We start from the raw sequence: 19,749 nt of genomic DNA, 5'->3' as shown, positions 1-19,749 counted from the left end.
CCGATCTGCCGTGGGATCACCGGTGAGATCGAACTATTGACATGATGTTGTCAACACGACATGATGTTGTCATGACCGAGAACAGCGCCACCACCGTCCACGTCGCCGTCTACGACACCTACTCCGACTGGGAAGTCGGCTACGCCACCTCCCACATCAACGGGCCGAGCTGGCAGCGGAAGCCCGGCCGGTACGTCGTCCGCACGGTCGGCGCGAGTCTCGATCCGATCCGGACCAGCGGCGGCATGCGGGTCCTGCCGGACGTGACGCTCGACGAGCTGACACCGGCCGAGAGCGCGATGCTGATCCTGCCGGGCAATGACCTGTTCCCGACTCCGGCGTACGAGCCATTCATTGCGAAAGCCCGCGAGTTCCTGGCGGCCGACGTACCGGTGGCTGCGATCTGTGGGGCGACTGGTGGGCTGGCGATGGCGGGGTTGCTCGACGACCGCGCGCACACCAGCAACGCGCTCGAGTTCCTGCAGAGCCTCGGGTACGGCGGCTCGGCGTACTACCGCGATGAGCTCGCGGTGACGGATGGTCCGCTGATCACCGGGAAGGCGCAGGCGCCGGTCGAGTTCGCCAGGGAGATCCTGGCGAAGCTCGAGGTGTACGAACCCGCGGTGCTCGACTCCTGGTACAAGCTGTATGGCTCGAAGGACCCGGTCGGGTTCTACGAGTTGATGTCAGTGTGAGTCGGCGAGTTTGTCGAGGGCCTGGTCCAGGTCCTCGGGGTACTGCGAGGTGAACTCGACGTACTGCCCGGTGCCCGGGTGGTCGAAGCCGAGCCGCATGGCGTGCAGCCACTGCCGGCTGAGCTGCAACTTCTCGGCCAGCACCGGGTCGGCGCCGTACGTGAGGTCGCCGCAGCACGGGTGACCGATCGCGGACATGTGGACGCGGATCTGGTGCGTGCGACCGGTCTCGAGGGTGATCTCGAGGAGGGTCGCGTACCGGAAGGCTTCGAGCGTCTCGTAGTGCGTGACGCTGGGCTTGCCGCCCGCGATGACACCGAACTTGTAGTCGTGGTGCGGATGCCGGTCGATCGGGGCGTCCACGGTGCCGGTGAACGGGTCGGGGTGACCCTGGACCAGCGCGTGGTAGATCTTCTTGACCGTCCGCTCCTTGAAGGCGCGCTTCAGGACGGTGTACGCGTACTCCGTCTTGGCGACGACCATCAGGCCGGAGGTGCCGACGTCGAGCCGGTGCACGATGCCCTTGCGCTCGGCGGCACCGCTGGTGGAGATGCTGAAACCCGCGCCGGCCAGGTGACCGATCACGGTCGGACCGGTCCAGCCCGGGGACGGGTGCGCGGCGACACCGACCGGTTTGTCGACCACGATGATCTCGTCGTCGTCGTACACGATCCGCAGGTTGTCGACGGTCTCCGGTACGACGGTCACCTCGGCCGGCGGCGGTGGGAGCTCGACATCGAGCATCACGCCGGCGGTCACGCGGGAGGACTTGAGCGCGGTCGAACCGTCCATCTGGACCAGGCCGGCCTCGATCATCTCGGCGGCCTTGGTGCGGGAAACACCGAACAGGCGGGACAGCGCGGCATCGAGCCGCTCACCGGCCAGGCCGTCCGGGACCATCAGGGTGCGGGAGCTCACTTGCGCTGCTCCTTGGTGCCGTCGAGGCGGATGCCGCGCAAGGTCTGGATCACCAGCAGGATCGCCGCCGAGGTGACGGCCATGTCCGCGACGTTGAAGATCGCCCAGTGCGGCGTCTGCAGGAAGTCGACCACATGTCCGTGGAACGGCGAAGGCGCGCGGAAGATCCGGTCCGTGATGTTGCCGACCGCGCCACCGAACAGCAGCCCGAACGCAACCGCCCACCCGACCGAACCGAGCCGGCGGGACAGGTAGACCACGCCGATCGCGATCACGATCTGGATCGCGCTGATCACCGGCGTGTACCCGGCACCCAGGCTGAACGCGGCACCCGAGTTCCGGATCAGGTTGAACCGCAGCAGGCTGCCGATCACGTCCACCGGCTCCCCCGGCGTCAAATGCGCCAACGCCAAAGCTTTGGTGAGCTGGTCAAGCCCGAGCACCAAAATCCCCGCAACCGCGAACAACACAATCCACTTCCGCGACCGGACGGCCTCGTCGCCTCCGGCGACCTCGGCCCCGGAAAGAGCGGGAGTGGAATCAGAGCCTTCCTCCCCCACTGAGGAGGAGGTGGCGGGCGCGTCACCCGAGGTGGAGGTGGCCGGGGACGACGCGGAACCGGCCGACTTGGGGTCGGCCGGTTCTGGGGTGGCTTCGTCGTTCAGCGACGTTCTTCGCGTTCTTTGCATGAGACGCACAGTGTCGCACGCGGGAATGCTTGCAGCCGACCCTTGCCGATGGCCTTGCCGCAGGACTCACAGACGCCGTAGGTGCCGTCCTCGATCCGGGACAGGGCGCGCTCGTCCTGGTCGAGCATGTCGCGGGCGTTGTTGGCCAGGGACATCTCGTGGTCGCGCTCGAGGGTCGTGGAGCCGACGTCGGCCTGGTCGTTGCCGGCGCCGTCGCCGCCGTCGCGGAGCAGGCCGACGATCTCCTGCTCGGCGCTCTTGATCTCGTCGCGCAGGTGCACCACGTCGGCTTCCAGCTCGGCGCGGAGCTCGGCCAGCTCGGCCGCCGTCCACGGAGTCTCGCCGTCCTTCACCGGGAGGGTGTCGGCCTTGTGCACCGGGGTCTTGGCCGGCGCTGTCGCCGGTGTCCGGTTCTCGTTCGTCTTCATGGCCACCCTCTTCTTCGCCGGTGCCTTACGGGTCGTCGTCGTTGACTCGCTGGTTCCCGAGGCACTCTTCTTGGCCGCGGTCTTGCGTGTGGGGGCGGACTTCCTGGGAGCCGTAGCCATGGGCAGCTACCCCCTCTTGTCGGAGACTGAAGCGGACTGGTCGCCAGACACTAGGCCAGCTCGCCGAGCCTGGCCAGTCCGACGCGCAGACCGTGGACATACGGTAGTCGCTTCTTCAAGTTCACTCGATGTTCCGCGCGTCACAGCCGGATCTCAGCCGTCACCCTCGGTGACATTTCCATGAACATCACGAAGCATTCTCACGGCTGTACCCCTCAACAGCCACTCATTAACGATTCGTAGTTGCCTGGTACGACGCCGTACACTGAGGACCGCGAGCAGCAAGGCAGTGATGGGGCCATCACCCCGGAGCCGCCGGAAGAACAGTCCGTGGCGACCTATTAGAACCGGCAGCGGCGCGCGAAGGAAGTGGGTGACTACCCCTTGAACCATCGAGGGGGTCGCCAAGGAGGGTGGTACCGCGCGGTGCCCGGCCGGAAGGCCCCGGGCATTCCGTCCCTCGTCGAGCAGTCAACGGCGACGAAGGAACGGAACAATGGCGGCAGAGAACCCCGGAACCGGCTGGCGGCAGGTCCCGGCACAGGTTGACTTCCCCGCGCTGGAGCGCGACGTGCTGACCCACTGGGACGAGCACGACACCTTCGCCAAGAGTCTCGAGCAGTCCGCCGGCGGCACGCCGTGGACGTTCTTCGAGGGTCCCCCGACCGCGAACGGGATGCCCGGCACGCACCACATCGAGGCCCGCGTCTTCAAGGACGTCTTCCCGCGCTACCGGACCATGAAGGGTTTCTCGGTCGAGCGCAAGGCCGGCTGGGACTGCCACGGCCTGCCGGTCGAGGTCGCGGTCGAGAAGGAGCTCGGCTTCAACGGCAAGAACGACATCGAGGCCTACGGGATCGCCGAGTTCAACGCCAAGTGCCGCGAGTCCGTGCTCCGGCACGTCGACGCGTTCGCGGAGCTGACCACCCGGATGGGCTACTGGGTGGACATGGAACACCCGTACCGGACGATGGACCCGGAGTACGTCCAGTCGGTCTGGTGGTCGCTCAAGCAGATCCACGACAAGGGCCTCCTGGTCGAGGACTACCGCATCACGCCGTACTGCCCCCGCTGTGGCACCGGCCTGTCCGACCACGAGCTCGCCCAGGGCTACGAGACGGTCGTCGACCCGTCGGTCTACGTCCGCTTCCCGCTCACCTCGGGCCCCCTGGCCGGTACGGCGTCGCTGCTCGTCTGGACGACCACTCCCTGGACCCTGGTGTCCAACACCGCCGTCGCCGTGCACCCCGACGTCCAGTACGTCGTCGCTACCGACGGAACCGAGTCACTCGTGGTGGCCGAGCCGCTGCTCGACCGCCTCGGCGAGGGCTGGACGGTGACCGGCCAGTACGTCGGCCGCGACATGGAGCGCTGGACCTACCAGCGGCCGTTCGAGCTGGTGGAATTCCCCGAGCCGGCGCACTACGTCGTACTGGCTGAGTATGTGACCACCGAGGACGGCACCGGTCTGGTGCACCAGTCCCCCGCGTTCGGTGCGGACGACCTCATCGTCTGCCGTGCGTACGGTCTGCCGGTGGTGAAGCCGGTCGAGGCCGACGGCACGTTCTCTGCGGACATCCCGCTGGTGGGTGGCCAGTTCTTCAAGAAGGCCGACGCGGACCTGGTCAAGGACCTGGATGCCCGCGGTGCGCTGTTCAAGCACGTGCCCTACGAGCACCCGTACCCGCACTGCTGGCGCTGCCACACGCCGGTCATGTACTACGCCCTCCCCTCCTGGTATATCCGCACCACGCAGGTGAAGGACGCACTGCTCCGCGAGAACGAGAAGACCAACTGGTACCCGGAGTCGGTCCAGTGGGGCCGGTACGGCGACTGGTTGCGCAACAACATCGACTGGGCGGTCTCCCGTTCCCGCTACTGGGGGACGCCGCTGCCGATCTGGCGGTGCGAGGAGGACCACCAGGTGTGCGTCGGCTCGCTGGCCGAGCTCGGCGAGCTGGCCGGCAAGGACCTGAGTGCCACCGATCCGCACCGGCCGTACGTCGACGACATCACGTTCGCCTGCCCGACCTGTGGCGGCGAGTCGCGCCGGGTCGCCGAGGTGATCGACGCCTGGTACGACTCGGGCGCGATGCCGTTCGCGCAGTGGGGCTACCCGTGGGCGGACGGGTCGAAGGAGAAGTTCGAGAAGGCCTACCCGGCCGACTTCATCTCCGAGGCGATCGACCAGACCCGCGGCTGGTTCTACACGCTGATGGCGATCGGCACGCTGGTGTTCGACGAGTCGTCGTACCGCAACGTCGTCTGCCTCGGGCACATCATGGCCGAGGACGGCCGGAAGATGTCCAAGCACCTCGGCAACATCCTGGAACCGATCCCGCTGATGGACGACCACAGCGCGGACGCGGTGCGTTGGTTCATGGCCGCCTCCGGGTCGCCGTGGAAGGCGCGCGGTATCGGGCCGAACGTGCTGAACGAGATCGTCCGGAAGGTGCTGCTCACCTACTGGAACACGGCCGCGTTCCACTCGCTGTACGCACGGCTGGCCGACTGGTCGCCGTCCGACGTGCCCCCGGTCGCGGAGCGCTCGGTGCTGGACCGCTGGCTGGTGAGCGAGACGCACCGGCTGGTCCGCGACACCGACGAGGCCTACGCTGCGTACGACACGCAGAAGCTCGGGCTGCTGATCAACTCGTTCGTCGACACGCTCTCGAACTGGTACGTCCGGCGGTCCCGGCGGCGGTTCTGGGCCGGTGACTCCGGCGCGCTGGCGACGCTGCACGAGACGCTGGACGTGCTGACGCGGGTGATGGCACCACTGACGCCGTTCGTGACCGAGCGGGTCTGGCAGGACGTGTTCCGGCCGGTCACGCCGTCGCTGGCGGAGTCCGTGCACTTGTCGCAGTTCCCGACGTACGACGCTGAGCTGATCGACGACGTACTGGCGCAGCACGTGTCGATGGCCAAGCGAGTCGTCGAACTCGGCCGGTCGGCACGGGCCGAGGCCAAGGTCCGGACGCGGCAGCCGCTGTCCCGGGCGCTGGTCGGGTCGGCCGCGATCGCGGACCTGTCACCGGAACTGCTGCAGGAGATCGCGGACGAGCTGAACGTCGGCTCGGTCGAGCCGCTGTCGTCGGCGGGTGCGGACCTGGTCGAATTCTCCGCGAAGGGCAACTTCCGCGAGCTCGGCAAGCGGTTCGCCAAGCAGACCCCGGTGGTCGCGGCCGCGATCGCCGCGGCGGACGCGGCTCAGCTGGCGGCTTCACTCAAGGCCTCCGGTACGGCGGTTGTCGTGGTCGACGGCGCGGATGTCGAGGTGACCGAGGCCGACGTACTGCTGTCCGAGCGCCCGAAGGAAGGCTGGTCGGTGGTGAACGAGCAGGGCGAGACCGTTGCCCTCGACCTCGAAATCACCCCCGAACTCAAGCAGGCCGGCCTCGCCCGCGAGGTGGTCCGGACGTTGCAGGAGGCCCGCAAGACGGCCGGCCTCGAGGTCTCCGACCGCATCAAGGTCTGGCTGACCACCACCGACGCGGAGCTGGCCGATGCCCTCGGCAAGCACGGCGAAGACCTCGCCAAGGAAGTCCTAGCCATCGAGCTCACCCACTCCACCCCCGCCGACCCAGCACCCCTTGCCACCGGCACCGAGCCCGACCTCAACCTCACCTACTGGCTAACCAAGGCCTAACGAGGCGGTCGTACGGCGCGAGCCCGCAGTGCCGGGCTCGCGCCGAGGTGTGTCAAGGCGTCCACCAATAACTGGCGGGCTTCTTCGACTCGGTTGTTGCCTAGGGCCTTGCGGAGGTCGGCGTCGAGGGCGGCTCGGTGGTTGCGGGCTGCTGCGATGACCGCCTTGCCGCGTGGGGTGAAGGTGACCTGTTTGGCGCGGGCGTCGGTGGGGGCGGGTTCGCGGGTGAGGTAGCCGCGGGACTCGAGGTCGGCGACTGTCTTCGAGGCGGCTTGCTGGGTTACGCCCAGGAGCTCGGCCAGGGTGGTGATCGTCACGGGGCCGGCGACCAGATGCTGGAACACGACGCCGTCGGCGAAGCGCGAGTCGGTGAAACCGTCGGCGGACAGCCGGCGCTGGAGTTCGTCGGCGAGGGCCCAGCCGGTGAACAGCGAGGCCAGGGACAGGTCGGCAGTGCTCGGATCGAACTCCATGACCGTGAATATACAACCTTGGTTGTGTACCAGGTAATCTACAACCATGGTTGTGCAAAAGGAGTTCATCGAGAGAGCGCACGCGATCGTCTGGTGCACAGTGGCCACAGTGGGGCCGGACAAGCGGCCGCGGAGCCGGATCCTGCACCCGATCTGGGAGATCGGCGAGGACGGGGAGCTGACCGGCTGGATCGTCACCCGGGCGACACCGGTGAAGGTGCGGCATCTTGCGTACAGCAACTACTTGAGCTGTAGCTACTGGGAGCCTGGCCACGAGGTGGCGATCGCGGACTGCCAGGCCGGGTGGATCGACGATGTGGTGACCCGGCAACGGGTCTGGGAGCTGTACGCCGCTGCTCCGGCGCCGCTCGGTTACGACTTCTGGAGTGTGTTCCCCGAAGGACCGGCTGGGGAATCACCCTCGCTGCTGCGGCTGACGCCGTACCGGCTGAGGCTCTTCGATGTGGAGACCCTCACCGGTCGCAAGCGACCGCCTGCGTGGCCCTGACTCTCAGTCACAATCAAACGACTGTCAGTCAGAAGTTCCCGGACACGCCGAAGAGGCGGTGCTGCCGGAAAGCACCGCCCCTTCACAGGTTCAGACGTTGACTACTCAGACTCCGTGGCCGTGCGCCTGGGCACGGGCCTCGGGGCGGAATCCGTTCCGCGGGCTCAGCGTGTCGTCGCCGTTGCCCAGTGCCTTGAGCTGCTCGGTGAAGTACGTCTTCAGCCGGCTGCGGTACTCGCGCTCGTAGGCGTGCAGGTCGTCGATCGTGCGCTCGAGCTGACCCTTCTGCTTCTCCAGGGTGCCCAGCATCTGGGCGCGGCGCTCGGCGATCTCGCCGTCCAGCTTCTCGGCGCGGGCACGGGCCTCGCCGGTCATCCGGTCGGCCTTGCCGCGCGCCTCGTTCTCCAGGCGCTCGGCCTTGGCGCGGGCCTCGCCGATGATCTTGTCGGCGGTGTCCTTCGCCTCCTGGACCAGGTCGTCGGAGTGCTTGGTGGCCATCTCCAGCAGCCGCACCGCGGAGCTGGACGCGTCACCGACGGTCCCGGCGGCCGCAGCAGCCCCCGCAGCCGCTACCACCGGCGCGACGACAGGCGGCTTCTCCTCGATGATCGGCTTCTCGACCACCACCGGGGGCTTCGGCTGCTGCACGACGGGCGGCAGCGCGGCGGTCTGGTCGACCGGCCGCTCCTGACCTGCGCCCGCGCGCTGAGCAGCGGCGAGCTTGGCCCGCAGCTCCTCGTTCTCGGCGAGGAGGCGCTCGAGCTCGGCCTCCACCTCGTCGAGGAAGGAGTCGACCTCTGTGACGTCGTAGCCCTCCCGTAGTCGGACGGGCGTGAACTGCTTCGAGCGGACGTCATCCGGCGTCAGCGGCATCTTTCACCTCGTTTGTCTGTGTCTTGGCGGAGTCCCCGTGGCCTACACCTCGGCGACTCAGTAGATCACGTTATCGCTTCGTTGTGTTGTGACGGAATCCGGGCGGGCGACAACGGTCCACGACTTCGGTTTCTTCGAGACTCTACCTACCCCGTCCCAGCGCTCCCAGTCGCCGAAATCGGTGTCCGGTGACTCACAGCGAATTCAGTGCCGTGGAGTTGATCGACATCGCCACGGAGACGATGACGAACAGCATCAGCATGGACAGGTCGATCCGGATCCCGCCGGCCCCGATCGGGGGCAGGATCCGCCGCAGCGGACGCAGGAACGGGTCGGTGGCGGAGTAGATGGCCTCGAAGAGGAGCAGCAACGGCCCCTTCGGGTGCCACTGCGGCGCGAACATCACGATCAGCCCCAGTACGAAACGCGCCACCAGCACGAGGAAGAAGGCGAGCAGTACGAAGCTGATCACTTGGAGGACGATCACTAGAGCAACCATGTTGTCCACGAGTGTAGAAGACGGCGGAAGCAACCGCGGTCAGCTCTGGTTGTAGAACCCGTCCGCGGCGATCTTCTCCTTCTCCTCCGCGGCGACCGTCACGTTCGGCGGACAGACCAGGAACACCTTGGTGGTGATCCGCTCGATGGAACCGCGGCAGCAGAAGATCAGGCCGGCGGCGAAGTCGACCAGCCGCTTGGCGTCGGCGTGGTCCATCTCGGTCAGGTTCATGATGACGGGCGTGCCGTCACGGAAGTGCTCACCGATCACGCGCGCCTCGTTGTAGCTGCGCGGGTGCACGGTGGTGATGCGGGCCAACTCGGTAACCTCCGGGGACGGTGCGACACCACGTCGTTCTGGGAACTTGCTGACCGTGCCGCCCGGCGCCGACTCCGGCCGTTCGCGGCTCTCCCGGCCGGCGGGCACCGGCTCGGTCTCCTGGGAATCCCCGTCGACGGCTTCGTCCTCGTACTCGTCGTAGTCGTCGTACTCGTCGTCGTACCGCGCGTTGTAGCGCTCCCCGTCCTCGACCAAGCCGAGGTACACACCCATCTTGCGCAGTGCGCCGCTCATGGCCCTCCAGCCCCTCGATCCGGTCTCGGCGACAACATCTCGATGTCGACACTAACCGAGTGAAGGACGCGTACCGAGTAAGGCGCGCCCGAGGCGGACATGTGTCGCACCACGCCGGATCGCGGCCTCGAGGTCGCCGGTCATCCCCGCCGAGATCCAGGTGGCCCCGGCGTGTTCGGAGCGTAGCCGGGCGGCGACTTCTTGCAGGCCTGCGAACGCTTGATCGGGATCCGATCCGAGTGGCGCCACCGCCATCACTCCGCCCAACTCCAGACCATCCGCAGCCGCAACCTCAGCAGCCAACTCCAGTACGTCGGTCGGCGCGACTCCACCGCGTTCCGCACCGGTCGCGGCACTGTCCGACCCGTACGACGCGAGGCTCACCTGCAGGAGACATCGCAGCGACTTCTCCTCGGCCACCGCCGCCTTCGACAGCGCGGTAACCAGGGAGGCGCGGTCGACAGAATGCACGACCGACGCGTGCCGAACCACCGAGCGCGCCTTCTTCGACTGCAACTGGCCGACGAAGTGCCAGGTGAGGTCCGGGCACTCCGGTGCCTTCACCTTGAGCTCCTGCTCACGGTTCTCGCCGACGTCCACGACCCCGAGGGCTCCCAGCGCCGCTACGTCGCTGACTGGGAAGGTTTTGGTGATCGCGACAAGGGTGACCTCGTCCGGGTCTCTCCCGGCCGCTCCACAGGCCTTCTCGATCCGCTCCTGGGCCAGTCGCAGATTGTCCCGGAGTTCTTGCTCGCGGCTCATACGAGTTTCACCAGGCCGGCGAGGCGGCCGCTCTGCTTGCCTTCGCGGCGGTACGAGTAGAGGCTGTCCGATTCCATCGTGCAGCCGCGCGCGTCCTCGAGCACCTCGACGCCGAGCTCGGTCAGCTGTGCTTTCACGCCGGCCGCGACGTCGAGGGCCGGTGTACCCCAACTGGTCTCGGAGTACGACGCGGGCACTCGCTCGGCGACCTCGGCCCGCATATCGGCCGGCACTTCGTAGCACTTGCCGCACGCATTGGGGCCGAGCACGGCCGTGATCCGGTCGGCGCCGAGGGCGCGCATCGCTTCCACGGTCGCGGGCGCAACACCGACGTACATGCCCGGTCGTCCGGAGTGGGCGGCGCCGATGATCCCGTTCTCGCTGTCGACCAGGAGGACCGGCAGGCAGTCCGCCGCGCGCACGCAGAGCACGATGTCGGTGCGTGTGGTGACGAGTGCGTCGACCCGCGGTGCCGGCGAGAGTGGGATCGGATCGCCGGGGTGGATCACGTGGACGTCGCGACCGTGCACCTGGCTGACGCGGATGACGTGCTCGGGAGCGACGCCGAAGGCCGCACCGACCCGGCGGAAGTTCTCGCCGATCCGTGCGGGGTCCTCCCCCAGCTCACCCGCGCCGCCGAGGTTCAGCTCGCCGTACGGCGCCTCACTCACCCCGCCGAACCGGTCGGTCACAGCGAACCGGGCAGACCCATGCACCGCGTCATAGCTGAACACACCGAAAGGCTACCCAGCCAACCCCCGCCGTACGTCGCTCACCGCGAGCCACGTCCGTCACACCTGCGGGGTTTGGCGAACGACTACTTGAGGAAGTCGGGGATGTCCAGGTCGTCCTCGGCCGGCTCGGGCTTGCGGACCGGGCGCGGCGGCGTGGACTGGGCCGGCGGAGTGGCCGGTCCGGAGCCGTTGCCAGAGGTGCTGGGACCGGAGCCGTTACTGGGGCCGTTGGTGGGCCAGCCGCTGCTCTGGGTGGGCGCCTGGGTCGGCTGCACGGTGCGGACCGGGTCACCGGTCTGCGGGCGCGCCGAGTGCGTGGTGCCCTGGCCCGGGCGGCCGTCGTTCTGCGTCGGGACCGGGACGGTGTCGTCGGTCGGCGACGTCGGGAACGGCGACGCAACCGGCTGGTTCACCGGAGCCGGAGCCGACTGCGGAGCGGACTGCTGGACCGGCGGCTGCTGAGCAGCAGGCGGCGGCGTGGCCGGAGCGGACATCTGCTCCGAGTACGACGACTGCTGCGGCTGTGCAGGCGGAGTCTGGACCGGCGGCGCAGGCGGAGTCTGAGCAGGCGGCGGAGTCGCGGGACGGCTGGCCGGCGGGCGGGCCTGGCTGGTCGCCTGCTCGCGACGCTTCGGCATCCCGCCGTCGAACCCGGCCGCGATCACGGTCACCCGGACCTCGTCGCCGAGGGCGTCGTCGATGACCGCACCGAAGATGATGTTGGCGTCGGTGTGCGCCGACTCCGAGACCAGTTGCGCCGCCTCGTTGATCTCGAACAGGCCCAGGTCGGAGCCGCCCGCGATCGACAGCAGCACGCCGTGCGCACCCTCGATGCTTGCCTCAAGCAACGGAGACGAGATGGCCGCCTCGGCCGCCGCGACCGCGCGGTCCTCACCGCGGGACGAGCCGATGCCCATCAGCGCGGAGCCGGCGTTCGACATGACGGCCTTGACGTCGGCGAAGTCGACGTTGATCAGGCCGGGCGTGGTGATCAGGTCGGTGATACCGGAGACACCTTGCAGCAGCACCTGGTCGGCCTGCTTGAAGGCGTCCAGCACGGAGACGGCCCGGTCGGAGATGGTCAGCAGCCGGTCGTTCGGGATGACGATCAGGGTGTCGACCTCTTCGCGGAGGGCGGAGATCCCGTCCTCGGCCTGGGTCGCCCGGCGCTTGCCCTCGAACGAGAACGGCCGGGTCACCACACCGATCGTCAGCGCACCGAGTGAGCGCGCGATCCGGGACACGACGGGCGCGCCGCCGGTGCCGGTTCCACCACCCTCACCGGCAGTGACGAAGACCATGTCGGCGCCCTTGAGCGCCTCCTCGATCTCCTCGGCGTGGTCCTCCGCGGCCTTCTGCCCGATCGCCGGGTTCGCCCCGGCGCCGAGGCCGCGGGTCTCCTCCCGGCCGATGTCGAGCTTGACGTCCGCGTCGCTCATCAACAGCGCTTGCGCGTCGGTGTTGATGGCGATGAACTCAACGCCCTTCAGACCGTGCTCGATCATCCGGTTGACGGCGTTCACGCCGCCTCCGCCGATACCGACGACCTTGATGAGTGCCAGGTAGTTCTGCGGTGCCGCCACAGTCCGCGCCTCTCGCCTCGTTCTGTTCCCGTTGTCCAGCGAAAAGACTGAACCTCAACTGAATACTTAGACTTATGTCAACTTTAGATTACGCCGCACGGTACGGGACCCTTGACAGCAAAGTCCACGCGCCTCGCCGTGGTGAGACGGCTCACCGCCCACTCTGAACAACACTCTTTTCCCCTTTGGTGACAGGGAGATCGGGGGCGGACACGTCGTACACGACTGCTTTGCGTTTCATCAGCACACTGAGTACTTCGGCCTTGCGCGCACTGTCATCGGAGCTGCCCCAAACGACCTTCACACCACCCGCGAGATTCAAGGTGATCGAGTCCGGCGACGCTGCCGAGATCGATCCCACCTGAGCTCGCAGACTGTCCGGCAAAGCCGCCGAAACCGTCACCACCGAACGAATCGTTTGTTCACGCCGCGGTCCGGTCACCTTGGCCTCCGGCAACCCGGAAGGCCGGGCGGTCAGGGTCTTGAACGACGTACCGGTCGCATCCACCAACTCGTACCGCGTGCCGTCCGTGACGACCACCACCGGCACGCGTTCGGTGATCACGATCACGACCTTGTTCGGCCAGGCTCGCGTCACCTGCGCGTCCGCCACCGCCGGGATCGACCGCACCCGGTCCGCGATGGCGCCGAGGTCGACCTTCGCCAGCGGTGTGCCCACCGGTGCGGCGGCCGTCTGCTCGATCGTTGCCACCGGCACCGTGTCGGCGCCGCTCACCCGGACGCCGTCGACGGCGAACGCGGAGGAGAAGTAGAACAACCAGACGACCAATGCGCCGAGCAGAACCACGCTGCCGCCGATCGCCCACGGCAGCCAGCTGCGCCAGCGCACCAGCCGTTGCCGGCGCGCGAACCGTTGTTGAGCCCGAGCCAGATCAGCGCTCTGGCTCATTCACCAAACCCCACCCGATTACTTCATCACAGGAGCGGGAGCGACCGGCGCAGACTCGCGGAGAGCAGCCCGTTCGGCCAGCAAACCAACGACTTCCGGGCCGATCAACGTCACGTCACCCGCGCCCAGCGTGACCACCAGGTCACCCGGTACGGCGAGGTCCGCGACCAGCTGCGGTACGGCGGACCACGACGGCTCGAACCGCACTTGCTCCGGCTTCAGCGGCACGTGGTTGGCCAGCAGCGCCCCGGTGATGCCGGGCTCGGGGTCCTCGCGGGCCGCGAACACGTCCATCACAACGACCTCGTCGGCCAGTGCCAGCGCCTCGGAGAACTCGGCCGCGAAGATCCGCGTCCGGCTGAACAGATGCGGCTGGAAGCACGCGATCACGCGCCCCTCCCCCGCCACCTGCCGGGCCGCGATCAGGTCTGCGGTCAGCTCGGTCGGGTGGTGCGCGTAGGAGTCGAAGACGCGCACTCCGTCCTCGAGTCCCTTGAACTCGAACCGCCGTCCCGTCCCGGTGAAGGACGCGAGCCCTTCGGCCAGGTCGGCCGCGGAGAACCCGAGCCCGAGCCCGACGGTCAGCGCTGCCGAGGCGTTGAGCGCGTTGTGCTTACCCGCCTGCTGCAGCTGCACCATCGGCAGCTTGCGCCCGCGGTACACCGGCACGAACGACTGCGTCGCCCCGGTCGCGGTGAGCTCGGTGACCTGCAGATCGACGTCGGCAGACTCGCCGTACGTCCGGACGTCGATGCCCTTCTCGCGGGCGTACTCGGCGAGCTTGCGCGCGCCGGCATCGTCGTGGCAGATCACCATGAATCCGCCGGGCAGCACGCGAGCCGTGAAGTCCTCGAAGGCCTTCCGGTACGTCGCTTCGTCGCCGTAGTTGTCCAGGTGATCCGGCTCGACCGACGTGACGATCGACACCTCGGGCGCATACGTCAGGAACGACTTGTCCGACTCATCGGCCTCGGCGACGAACAGATCGCCGGTCCCGTCGTGAGCGTTCGACCCCGACTCGTTCAGGTTGCCACCGATCGCGTACGACGGATCGACGGCGCAGTGCTGCAATGCCACGGTCAGCATCGACGTAGTGGTCGTCTTGCCGTGCGTGCCGGCGACCGCGATCGTCCGGCGGCCGACCATCACCGACGCCAGTGCAGCGGCCCGCGGCAGGATCGGGATCCCGGCAGCCCGAGCGGCGACGACCTCCGGGTTGGTCTCGCGAATCGCGGTCGAGACCACGACCGTGTCGACGTTCGCCACGTTCTCGGCGGCGTGGCCGACCCAGCAGGTGGCGCCGAGTGCACGCAGGGCGGCCAGAACCTTGCCGTCCTTGGCATCCGAGCCGGACACCTCAATCCCTCGCGACGCCATGATCCGGGCAATCCCGGACATCCCGGCGCCGCCGATTCCCACGAAATGCACTCTGCCCAGCTTCTCAGCCGGTAGCAGCGTGTCAGGAGCGGTGACGATCACGAAGCAGACCTCACCACATCGAGGATGATCTGCGCCAATCGGTCATCGGCATCCGTCCGGATAACGCCCGTCGCTGCTGTGGACATGGCTGTCAGACGCGCGGAGTCGTGCAGAAGTTGCGGCACTGTCGCGCGCACCCAGTCGGACGTCACCTCGGCGTTGTCGACGAGCAGACCACCGCCCGCATCCACGACAGGCTTGGCGTTCTGACGCTGCTCACCGTTACCGTGCGGCAACGGAACGTAGATGGCCGGCAGGCCGACACCGGAGACCTCGGTCACCGTGTTGGCCCCCGAGCGGCAGACGACCAGGTCGGCCGCGGCATACGCCAGGTCCATCCGGTCGACGTACGAAAGCACCCGGTACGGCGCTGGGCCGGTCTGCGCGACCTCCAGCGAGTTCTTCGGGCCGATCACATGCAGAACCTGCACGCCGGCCGTCTGAAGGTCCGCAGCGGCCCCGGCGAATGCGTTGTTGAGCTGCTGCGCACCCTGCGAACCACCGGTCACGAGCAGGGTCGGCAGGTCGGGGTTCAACCCGAAGAACGCCTGCGCCTCGGCGCGAACCGCGGCCCGGTCGAGGGTCGAGATCGCCCGGCGGATCGGCAGGCCGACGTACTGGGCGTGGGGCAGCTCGGAGCCGGGGAACGACGTGATGACGTGCTGCGTGCAGTACTTGGCGGCGAACTTGTTCGCGATCCCCGGTACGGCGTTGCCCTCGTGCACCACGATCGGCGTCTTGCGGCGCCAGGCCGCGACGTACGCCGGGGTGGAGACATAGCCGCCGAAACCGACCAGGACGTCGGCCTTGGCCTCGTCGAGGGCCTTCCGGGCGGCCGCGACCGAGGCCAGCATCTTCCCCGGGACGGCGAGCAGGGCGGGTGTGGGCTTGCGCGGCAGCGGGACCGGCGGGATCAGCTCCAGGCGGTAACCGGCCTCGGGCACCACCCGGGTCTCGATCCCGCGCTCGGTGCCGAGGGCGAGGATCTCGATGGTCGGGTCGATCCGGCGCAGCGCGTCGGCGGTGGCGATCAGGGGGGAGGTGTGGCCGGCGGTACCGCCACCGGCCAGGACGATGCTGGGCACAGCTTTCAACGCTCCTGCAGCTCTGTAGTTAGCGCGTACGGCGTGAAGGCAGCCACCCGAACCGCGACCGTCTCGTCTCCTTGAGAGCGGCCTGCGCACCGGGTTCGACCTTCGCGAAGGACAGCAGCATGCCGACCGCGATCAGCGTCGGCAGCAGTGCGGAACCACCGTACGACAAAAGCGGGAGCGGAATCCCCACGATCGGTAGCAGTCCGATCACGGCGCCGAGGTTGACCAGCGTCTGGGCCATGATCCAGACGGTGATGCCGGCGGCCGCATAGCGGACGAACGGTTCGGTGTTCCGGGTCGCGATCCGGCACCCGGCATAGGCCAGGGTGAGGAACAGGGCGAGCACGGTGAGTGACCCGAACAGGCCGAGCTCCTCACCGATCACCGAGAAGATGAAGTCGGTGTGCGCCTCCGGCAGGTTGCCCCACTTCTGCCGGCTGTTGCCGATCCCGACGCCCCACCAGCCGCCGGTCGAGAGCGCGTAGAACGAGTGGTACGCCTGCCACCCGACCTGGGTCGGATCGGCGAACGGGTTCATGAACGAGGTGACGCGCTCCATCCGGTGACTGGCCGTGGTGACGAAGTACCAGGCGACGCCGCCGACCGCGACGATCGTCGCGACGAACAGCCGGGTCGGCGCACCGACCACCCAGATCATCCCGATCATGATCGCCATCAGCACCAGCGACGTACCGAGGTCGTGCTGACCGACGACCAGCGCGATGATCAGTCCGCAGACCGGAACCATCGGCACCAGCAGGTGCTTCCACTGGGTGAGCAGCTTCTGCTTGCGGGCATAGAGATCCGCGCACCACATCACCAGCGCGAGCTTGGCGAACTCACTCGGCTGGATCTGCAGCGGACCGCCCAGCGTCAGCCAGTTGTTGTTGCCCTTGACGCCCTTCCCCAGCCCCGGCACATACGTGAGCACCAGCAGGAAGACCGCGCCGAGCAACGCGAGGTAGGCCAGCATCCGGAAGTGCCGCGGCGTCATCCGGGAGGCGACGTACGCCATCGGAAGACCGACCCCGACCCAGATCAACTGGCGGACGAAGATCGTGTAGCTGTTCCCGTTCGCGCGCAGCGACAGCACGCTGGAGGCCGACAGCACCATCAGCAAGCCGAGCACCAGCAGCAGGCCGGTGGCGCCGAGCAGGATGTGGTACGACGTCAGCGGACGATCGAGCACTTCGCGGATCGCCGCGATCCAAGGGCGTTCCGGCGGACGCGTCTTGCTGTCGTCCGGGGGGTCAGCGATCGACGTCACGCGATCACCCCGGATCAGTCCGCGAGAACGCGTACGGCTTCGGCGAAGGCGTCCCCACGGGCTCCGTAGTTGGCGAACATGTCCCAGGATGCGCAGCCTGGTGCCAGCAGCACGGTGTCACCCACCTGTGCGACCTTCGCCGCTTCCCCCACCACGATCTCCATGGCTCCAGTGTCCGTTGACTCGACGACGATCCTCGGGACATCCGGAGCGTGTCGCTCAAGTGCTTCGGCGATGACGGCCTTATCTTGCCCCAGCAGGACTACGGCCCGCAGCCGGTCCTTGGCCGCGATCACCAGTTCGTCGAAGGTCGCACCCTTGGCCTGTCCCCCGGCGATCCACACGACGTGCTCGTAGGCGAGCAACGACGCCTGCGCCGCGTGCGGGTTGGTGGCCTTGGAATCGTCGACGTAGTTGACCCCGGCAACCTCTGCGACATGGGCGATCCGGTGCTTGTCCGGACTGAACCCACGCAGCCCGTCCCGGACGGCAGTCGCCGGTACGCCGAAGGCCCGGGCCAGCGCGGCCGCGGCGAGCGCGTTCGCCACGTTGTGCGGTGCCGGCGGGTTCACGTCCTCGAGCTTGGCCAGCTCCAGCGCGGACGTCTGCCGCTGCTCCACGAACGCCCGGTCGACCAGCAGGTCCTCGACCAGGCCGACCATCGACAGACCCGGCGTACCGAGGGTGAAGCCGACTGCACGGCAGCCCTCGATCACGTCGGCCTCTTCGACCAGGTGCTCGGTCACCTTGTCGGCGACGTTGTACACACAGGCGACCTGGCAGTTGGTGAAGATCTTGCCCTTGTCCGCCGCGTAGGCGTCCATCGAGCCGTGCCAGTCGATGTGGTCCGGCGCCAGGTTCAGTACGGCGGCCGAGTGCGCGGACATCGAGTGGGTGAAGTGCAGCTGGTAGCTGGACAGCTCGACCGCGATCACGTCGTACGGCTCGGGGTCCATGACGGCTTCCAGCAGCGGCAGCCCAACGTTGCCTGCGGCAACTGCCCGGTGGCCGGCCGCGGTCAGGATCGCGGTCAGCATCTGCACGGTCGTGGTCTTGCCGTTGGTACCAGTGACGCACAGCCAAGGCGCGGCGTTGGCGGGATCACGCAGCCGCCAGGCCAGTTCGATCTCACTCCAGATCGGGACCCCACGCTCAGCAGCCTGAGCCAGCAACGGCGCGGACGGCGGTACGCCGGGTGACGTCACCACGATGTCGACGTCCGGCGGGAGCGTCGCCGTACTGCCTTCGCCGAGGGTGATCGTCGCGCCGAGCACCTCGAGGATCTGCGCCTTGTCGCGCAACGCCTCGTTGTCGCGATCGTCGAGGACGATCACGTGTTGGGCGCCGGCCTGCAACAGCGAGTCGGCGCAGGCGTAGCCCGCCGTACCGAAGCCGAGGACGACGAAGCGAGTGGTCGACCAGCCGTCGTCGGTGCGAGTGGTCAGGCTCATCCGGCCACCCACTCGGCGTAGAAGAGACCGAGGCCGATCACGGTGCACAGACCCTGGATGATCCAGAACCGGATCACGACGTTGATCTGCTCCCACCCGAGCATCTCGAAGTGGTGGTGCAGCGGTGTCATCAGGAAGAGCCGTTTCCCGGTGCCGGTCGTGGCTTTGGTGAACTTGAAGATGCTGACCTGCAGGATCACCGAGGCGGTGATCATCACGAACAGGCCGCCGAGCAGCAGGACGAGCAGCTCGGTCCGGGTCATCACCGCGAGGCCGGCCATCGCGCCACCCAGTGACAGGGAGCCCGTGTCGCCCATGAAGATCTTGGCCGGAGACGCGTTCCACCACAGGAAGCCGAACAACGCGCCCGTCAATGCGGCGGCCACCACCGCCAGGTCGTGGGGATCGCGCACCTCGTAGCACTTCGAGCCCGGCGCGGTAGCGCAGCTCTGGTTGAACTGCCAGATGCAGATCAGCGTGTACGCGCCGAACACCATCATCGACGCACCAGCCGACAGACCGTCCAGACCATCGGCCAGGTTGACGGCGTTCGACATGCCGTTGATCAGCAGCAGAAGCCAGACCACGACCAGGACCGGCAGCAGCTGCAGCCAGCTGATGTCACGGATGAACGAGATGAACGGCGATGCCGGCGTCTGGCCGCGCGCGTCCGGGAACTGCAGCGCGAGCACCGCGAACGTCACCGCGACGATCGTCTGCCCGGCCAGCTTCGCCTTGCTGCGCAGCCCCAGGCTGCGCTGGCGGAAGATCTTGATGAAGTCGTCGACGAACCCGACCGCGCCGCACCCCGCGAGCAGGAACAGCACCAGCAGCGCCGAAGCGGTCGGCTCGGTCATCGTGAACAGCTTCGCCGCGAAGTACCCGACGATGGTCGCGATGATGAAGACCAGACCGCCCATGGTCGGCGTACCGCGTTTGGTCGCGTGCGACGTCGGGCCGTCGGTGCGGATCTCCTGGCCGTAGCCGCGCTTCGCCAGCAGTGCGATCGCCCACCGGGTACCGATCAGGGTGAGCACCATCGAG

At 67.8% G+C, this 19,749-nt stretch carries 19 protein-coding genes; 3 read left to right on the top strand and 16 right to left on the bottom strand.

Annotated elements, in window-relative coordinates; translation table 11 throughout:
• Positions 1-71: 71 nt before the first annotated feature.
• Complete coding sequence (locus ACFTSF_RS28890; protein WP_380157196.1) at positions 72-695, top strand: type 1 glutamine amidotransferase family protein; 624 nt, start codon at positions 72-74, stop codon at positions 693-695.
• On the opposite strand, the gene ACFTSF_RS28885 is transcribed toward ACFTSF_RS28890, so the two are convergent.
• From ACFTSF_RS28885 to ACFTSF_RS28875, 3 genes are read right to left on the bottom strand one after another with little or no spacing between them, the layout of a single operon-like run.
• The gene (locus ACFTSF_RS28885; protein ID WP_344151230.1) at positions 687-1,595 is read right to left on the bottom strand and encodes an RluA family pseudouridine synthase; all 909 of its coding nucleotides are present in this window, start codon (positions 1,593-1,595) and stop codon (positions 687-689) included. The two genes, ACFTSF_RS28890 and ACFTSF_RS28885, sit on opposite strands and share 9 nt — an antisense overlap.
• A 14-nt stretch (positions 1,596-1,609) precedes the next feature.
• Positions 1,610-2,302: a signal peptidase II gene (gene lspA / locus ACFTSF_RS28880; protein WP_380157195.1), complete on the bottom strand. Its 693-nt coding sequence runs from the start codon at positions 2,300-2,302 to the stop codon at positions 1,610-1,612.
• Positions 2,275-2,730, bottom strand: coding sequence for a TraR/DksA C4-type zinc finger protein (locus ACFTSF_RS28875; protein WP_344150873.1), 456 nt, complete (start codon positions 2,728-2,730; stop codon positions 2,275-2,277). Before ACFTSF_RS28875 ends, lspA begins: the two co-directional genes overlap by 28 nt.
• Positions 2,731-3,346: 616 nt before the next feature.
• Here ACFTSF_RS28875 and ileS point away from each other — a divergent pair.
• Entirely contained in the window at positions 3,347-6,499 is a 3,153-nt protein-coding gene (gene ileS, locus ACFTSF_RS28870) for an isoleucine--tRNA ligase (protein WP_380157192.1), read from the top strand.
• Here ileS and ACFTSF_RS28865 read toward each other — a convergent pair.
• On the bottom strand, positions 6,496-6,972 hold the full coding sequence (locus tag ACFTSF_RS28865) for a MarR family winged helix-turn-helix transcriptional regulator (protein WP_380157191.1): 477 nt from the start codon (positions 6,970-6,972) through the stop codon (positions 6,496-6,498). The two genes, ileS and ACFTSF_RS28865, sit on opposite strands and share 4 nt — an antisense overlap.
• Before the next feature lie 46 nt (positions 6,973-7,018).
• Here ACFTSF_RS28865 and ACFTSF_RS28860 point away from each other — a divergent pair, with 46 nt between their 5' ends.
• Positions 7,019-7,480 (top strand): pyridoxamine 5'-phosphate oxidase family protein, encoded by a 462-nt coding sequence (locus tag ACFTSF_RS28860; protein WP_380157189.1) that lies wholly within the window; start codon positions 7,019-7,021, stop codon positions 7,478-7,480.
• 105 nt (positions 7,481-7,585) lie between these two features.
• On the opposite strand, the gene ACFTSF_RS28855 is transcribed toward ACFTSF_RS28860, so the two are convergent.
• From ACFTSF_RS28855 to mraY, 12 genes are all read right to left on the bottom strand, one after another.
• Positions 7,586-8,353 (bottom strand): DivIVA domain-containing protein, encoded by a 768-nt coding sequence (locus ACFTSF_RS28855; protein WP_344150861.1) that lies wholly within the window; start codon positions 8,351-8,353, stop codon positions 7,586-7,588.
• Between the two features lie 193 nt (positions 8,354-8,546).
• On the bottom strand, positions 8,547-8,852 hold the full coding sequence (locus ACFTSF_RS28850; protein WP_344150858.1) for a YggT family protein: 306 nt from the start codon (positions 8,850-8,852) through the stop codon (positions 8,547-8,549).
• A gap of 39 nt (positions 8,853-8,891) precedes the next feature.
• Entirely contained in the window at positions 8,892-9,425 is a 534-nt protein-coding gene (locus tag ACFTSF_RS28845) for a cell division protein SepF (protein WP_344150855.1), read from the bottom strand.
• Between the two features lie 51 nt (positions 9,426-9,476).
• Complete coding sequence (locus ACFTSF_RS28840) at positions 9,477-10,187, bottom strand: YggS family pyridoxal phosphate-dependent enzyme (protein ID WP_380157187.1); 711 nt, start codon at positions 10,185-10,187, stop codon at positions 9,477-9,479.
• Positions 10,184-10,921, bottom strand: a complete 738-nt coding sequence (locus ACFTSF_RS28835; RefSeq protein WP_380157186.1) for a polyphenol oxidase family protein — start codon at positions 10,919-10,921, stop codon at positions 10,184-10,186. The genes ACFTSF_RS28840 and ACFTSF_RS28835 overlap by 4 nt, the downstream gene beginning before the upstream one ends.
• Before the next feature lie 83 nt (positions 10,922-11,004).
• Entirely contained in the window at positions 11,005-12,504 is a 1,500-nt protein-coding gene (ftsZ, locus tag ACFTSF_RS28830; RefSeq protein WP_380157184.1) for a cell division protein FtsZ, read from the bottom strand.
• A gap of 151 nt (positions 12,505-12,655) precedes the next feature.
• Positions 12,656-13,414: a cell division protein FtsQ/DivIB gene (locus ACFTSF_RS28825; RefSeq protein WP_380157182.1), complete on the bottom strand. Its 759-nt coding sequence runs from the start codon at positions 13,412-13,414 to the stop codon at positions 12,656-12,658.
• Between the two features lie 18 nt (positions 13,415-13,432).
• Positions 13,433-14,893 carry a UDP-N-acetylmuramate--L-alanine ligase gene (gene murC / locus ACFTSF_RS28820; protein ID WP_380157181.1) on the bottom strand — a complete coding sequence of 487 codons (1,461 nt, stop codon included), beginning with the start codon at positions 14,891-14,893 and terminating at the stop codon, positions 13,433-13,435.
• Positions 14,890-15,978 carry an undecaprenyldiphospho-muramoylpentapeptide beta-N-acetylglucosaminyltransferase gene (gene murG, locus ACFTSF_RS28815; protein WP_344150840.1) on the bottom strand — a complete coding sequence of 363 codons (1,089 nt, stop codon included), beginning with the start codon at positions 15,976-15,978 and terminating at the stop codon, positions 14,890-14,892. Before murG ends, murC begins: the two co-directional genes overlap by 4 nt.
• Before the next feature lie 28 nt (positions 15,979-16,006).
• On the bottom strand, positions 16,007-17,254 hold the full coding sequence (gene ftsW, locus ACFTSF_RS28810) for a putative lipid II flippase FtsW (protein WP_344150837.1): 1,248 nt from the start codon (positions 17,252-17,254) through the stop codon (positions 16,007-16,009).
• A 14-nt stretch (positions 17,255-17,268) separates the two neighbouring features.
• Positions 17,269-18,705 carry a UDP-N-acetylmuramoyl-L-alanine--D-glutamate ligase gene (gene murD, locus ACFTSF_RS28805; RefSeq protein WP_380157179.1) on the bottom strand — a complete coding sequence of 479 codons (1,437 nt, stop codon included), beginning with the start codon at positions 18,703-18,705 and terminating at the stop codon, positions 17,269-17,271.
• Positions 18,702-19,745, bottom strand: a complete 1,044-nt coding sequence (gene mraY, locus ACFTSF_RS28800) for a phospho-N-acetylmuramoyl-pentapeptide-transferase (protein WP_380157347.1) — start codon at positions 19,743-19,745, stop codon at positions 18,702-18,704. The genes murD and mraY overlap by 4 nt, the downstream gene beginning before the upstream one ends.
• Between the last annotated feature and the right edge of the window lie 4 nt (positions 19,746-19,749).

This window comes from Kribbella sp. NPDC056951 (assembly GCF_042674205.1).
GTDB lineage: Bacteria > Actinomycetota > Actinomycetes > Propionibacteriales > Kribbellaceae > Kribbella > Kribbella yunnanensis.
The sequence above is the reverse complement of the archived record's forward strand: the minus strand, read 5'-3'. Positions and strand labels throughout refer to the sequence as shown.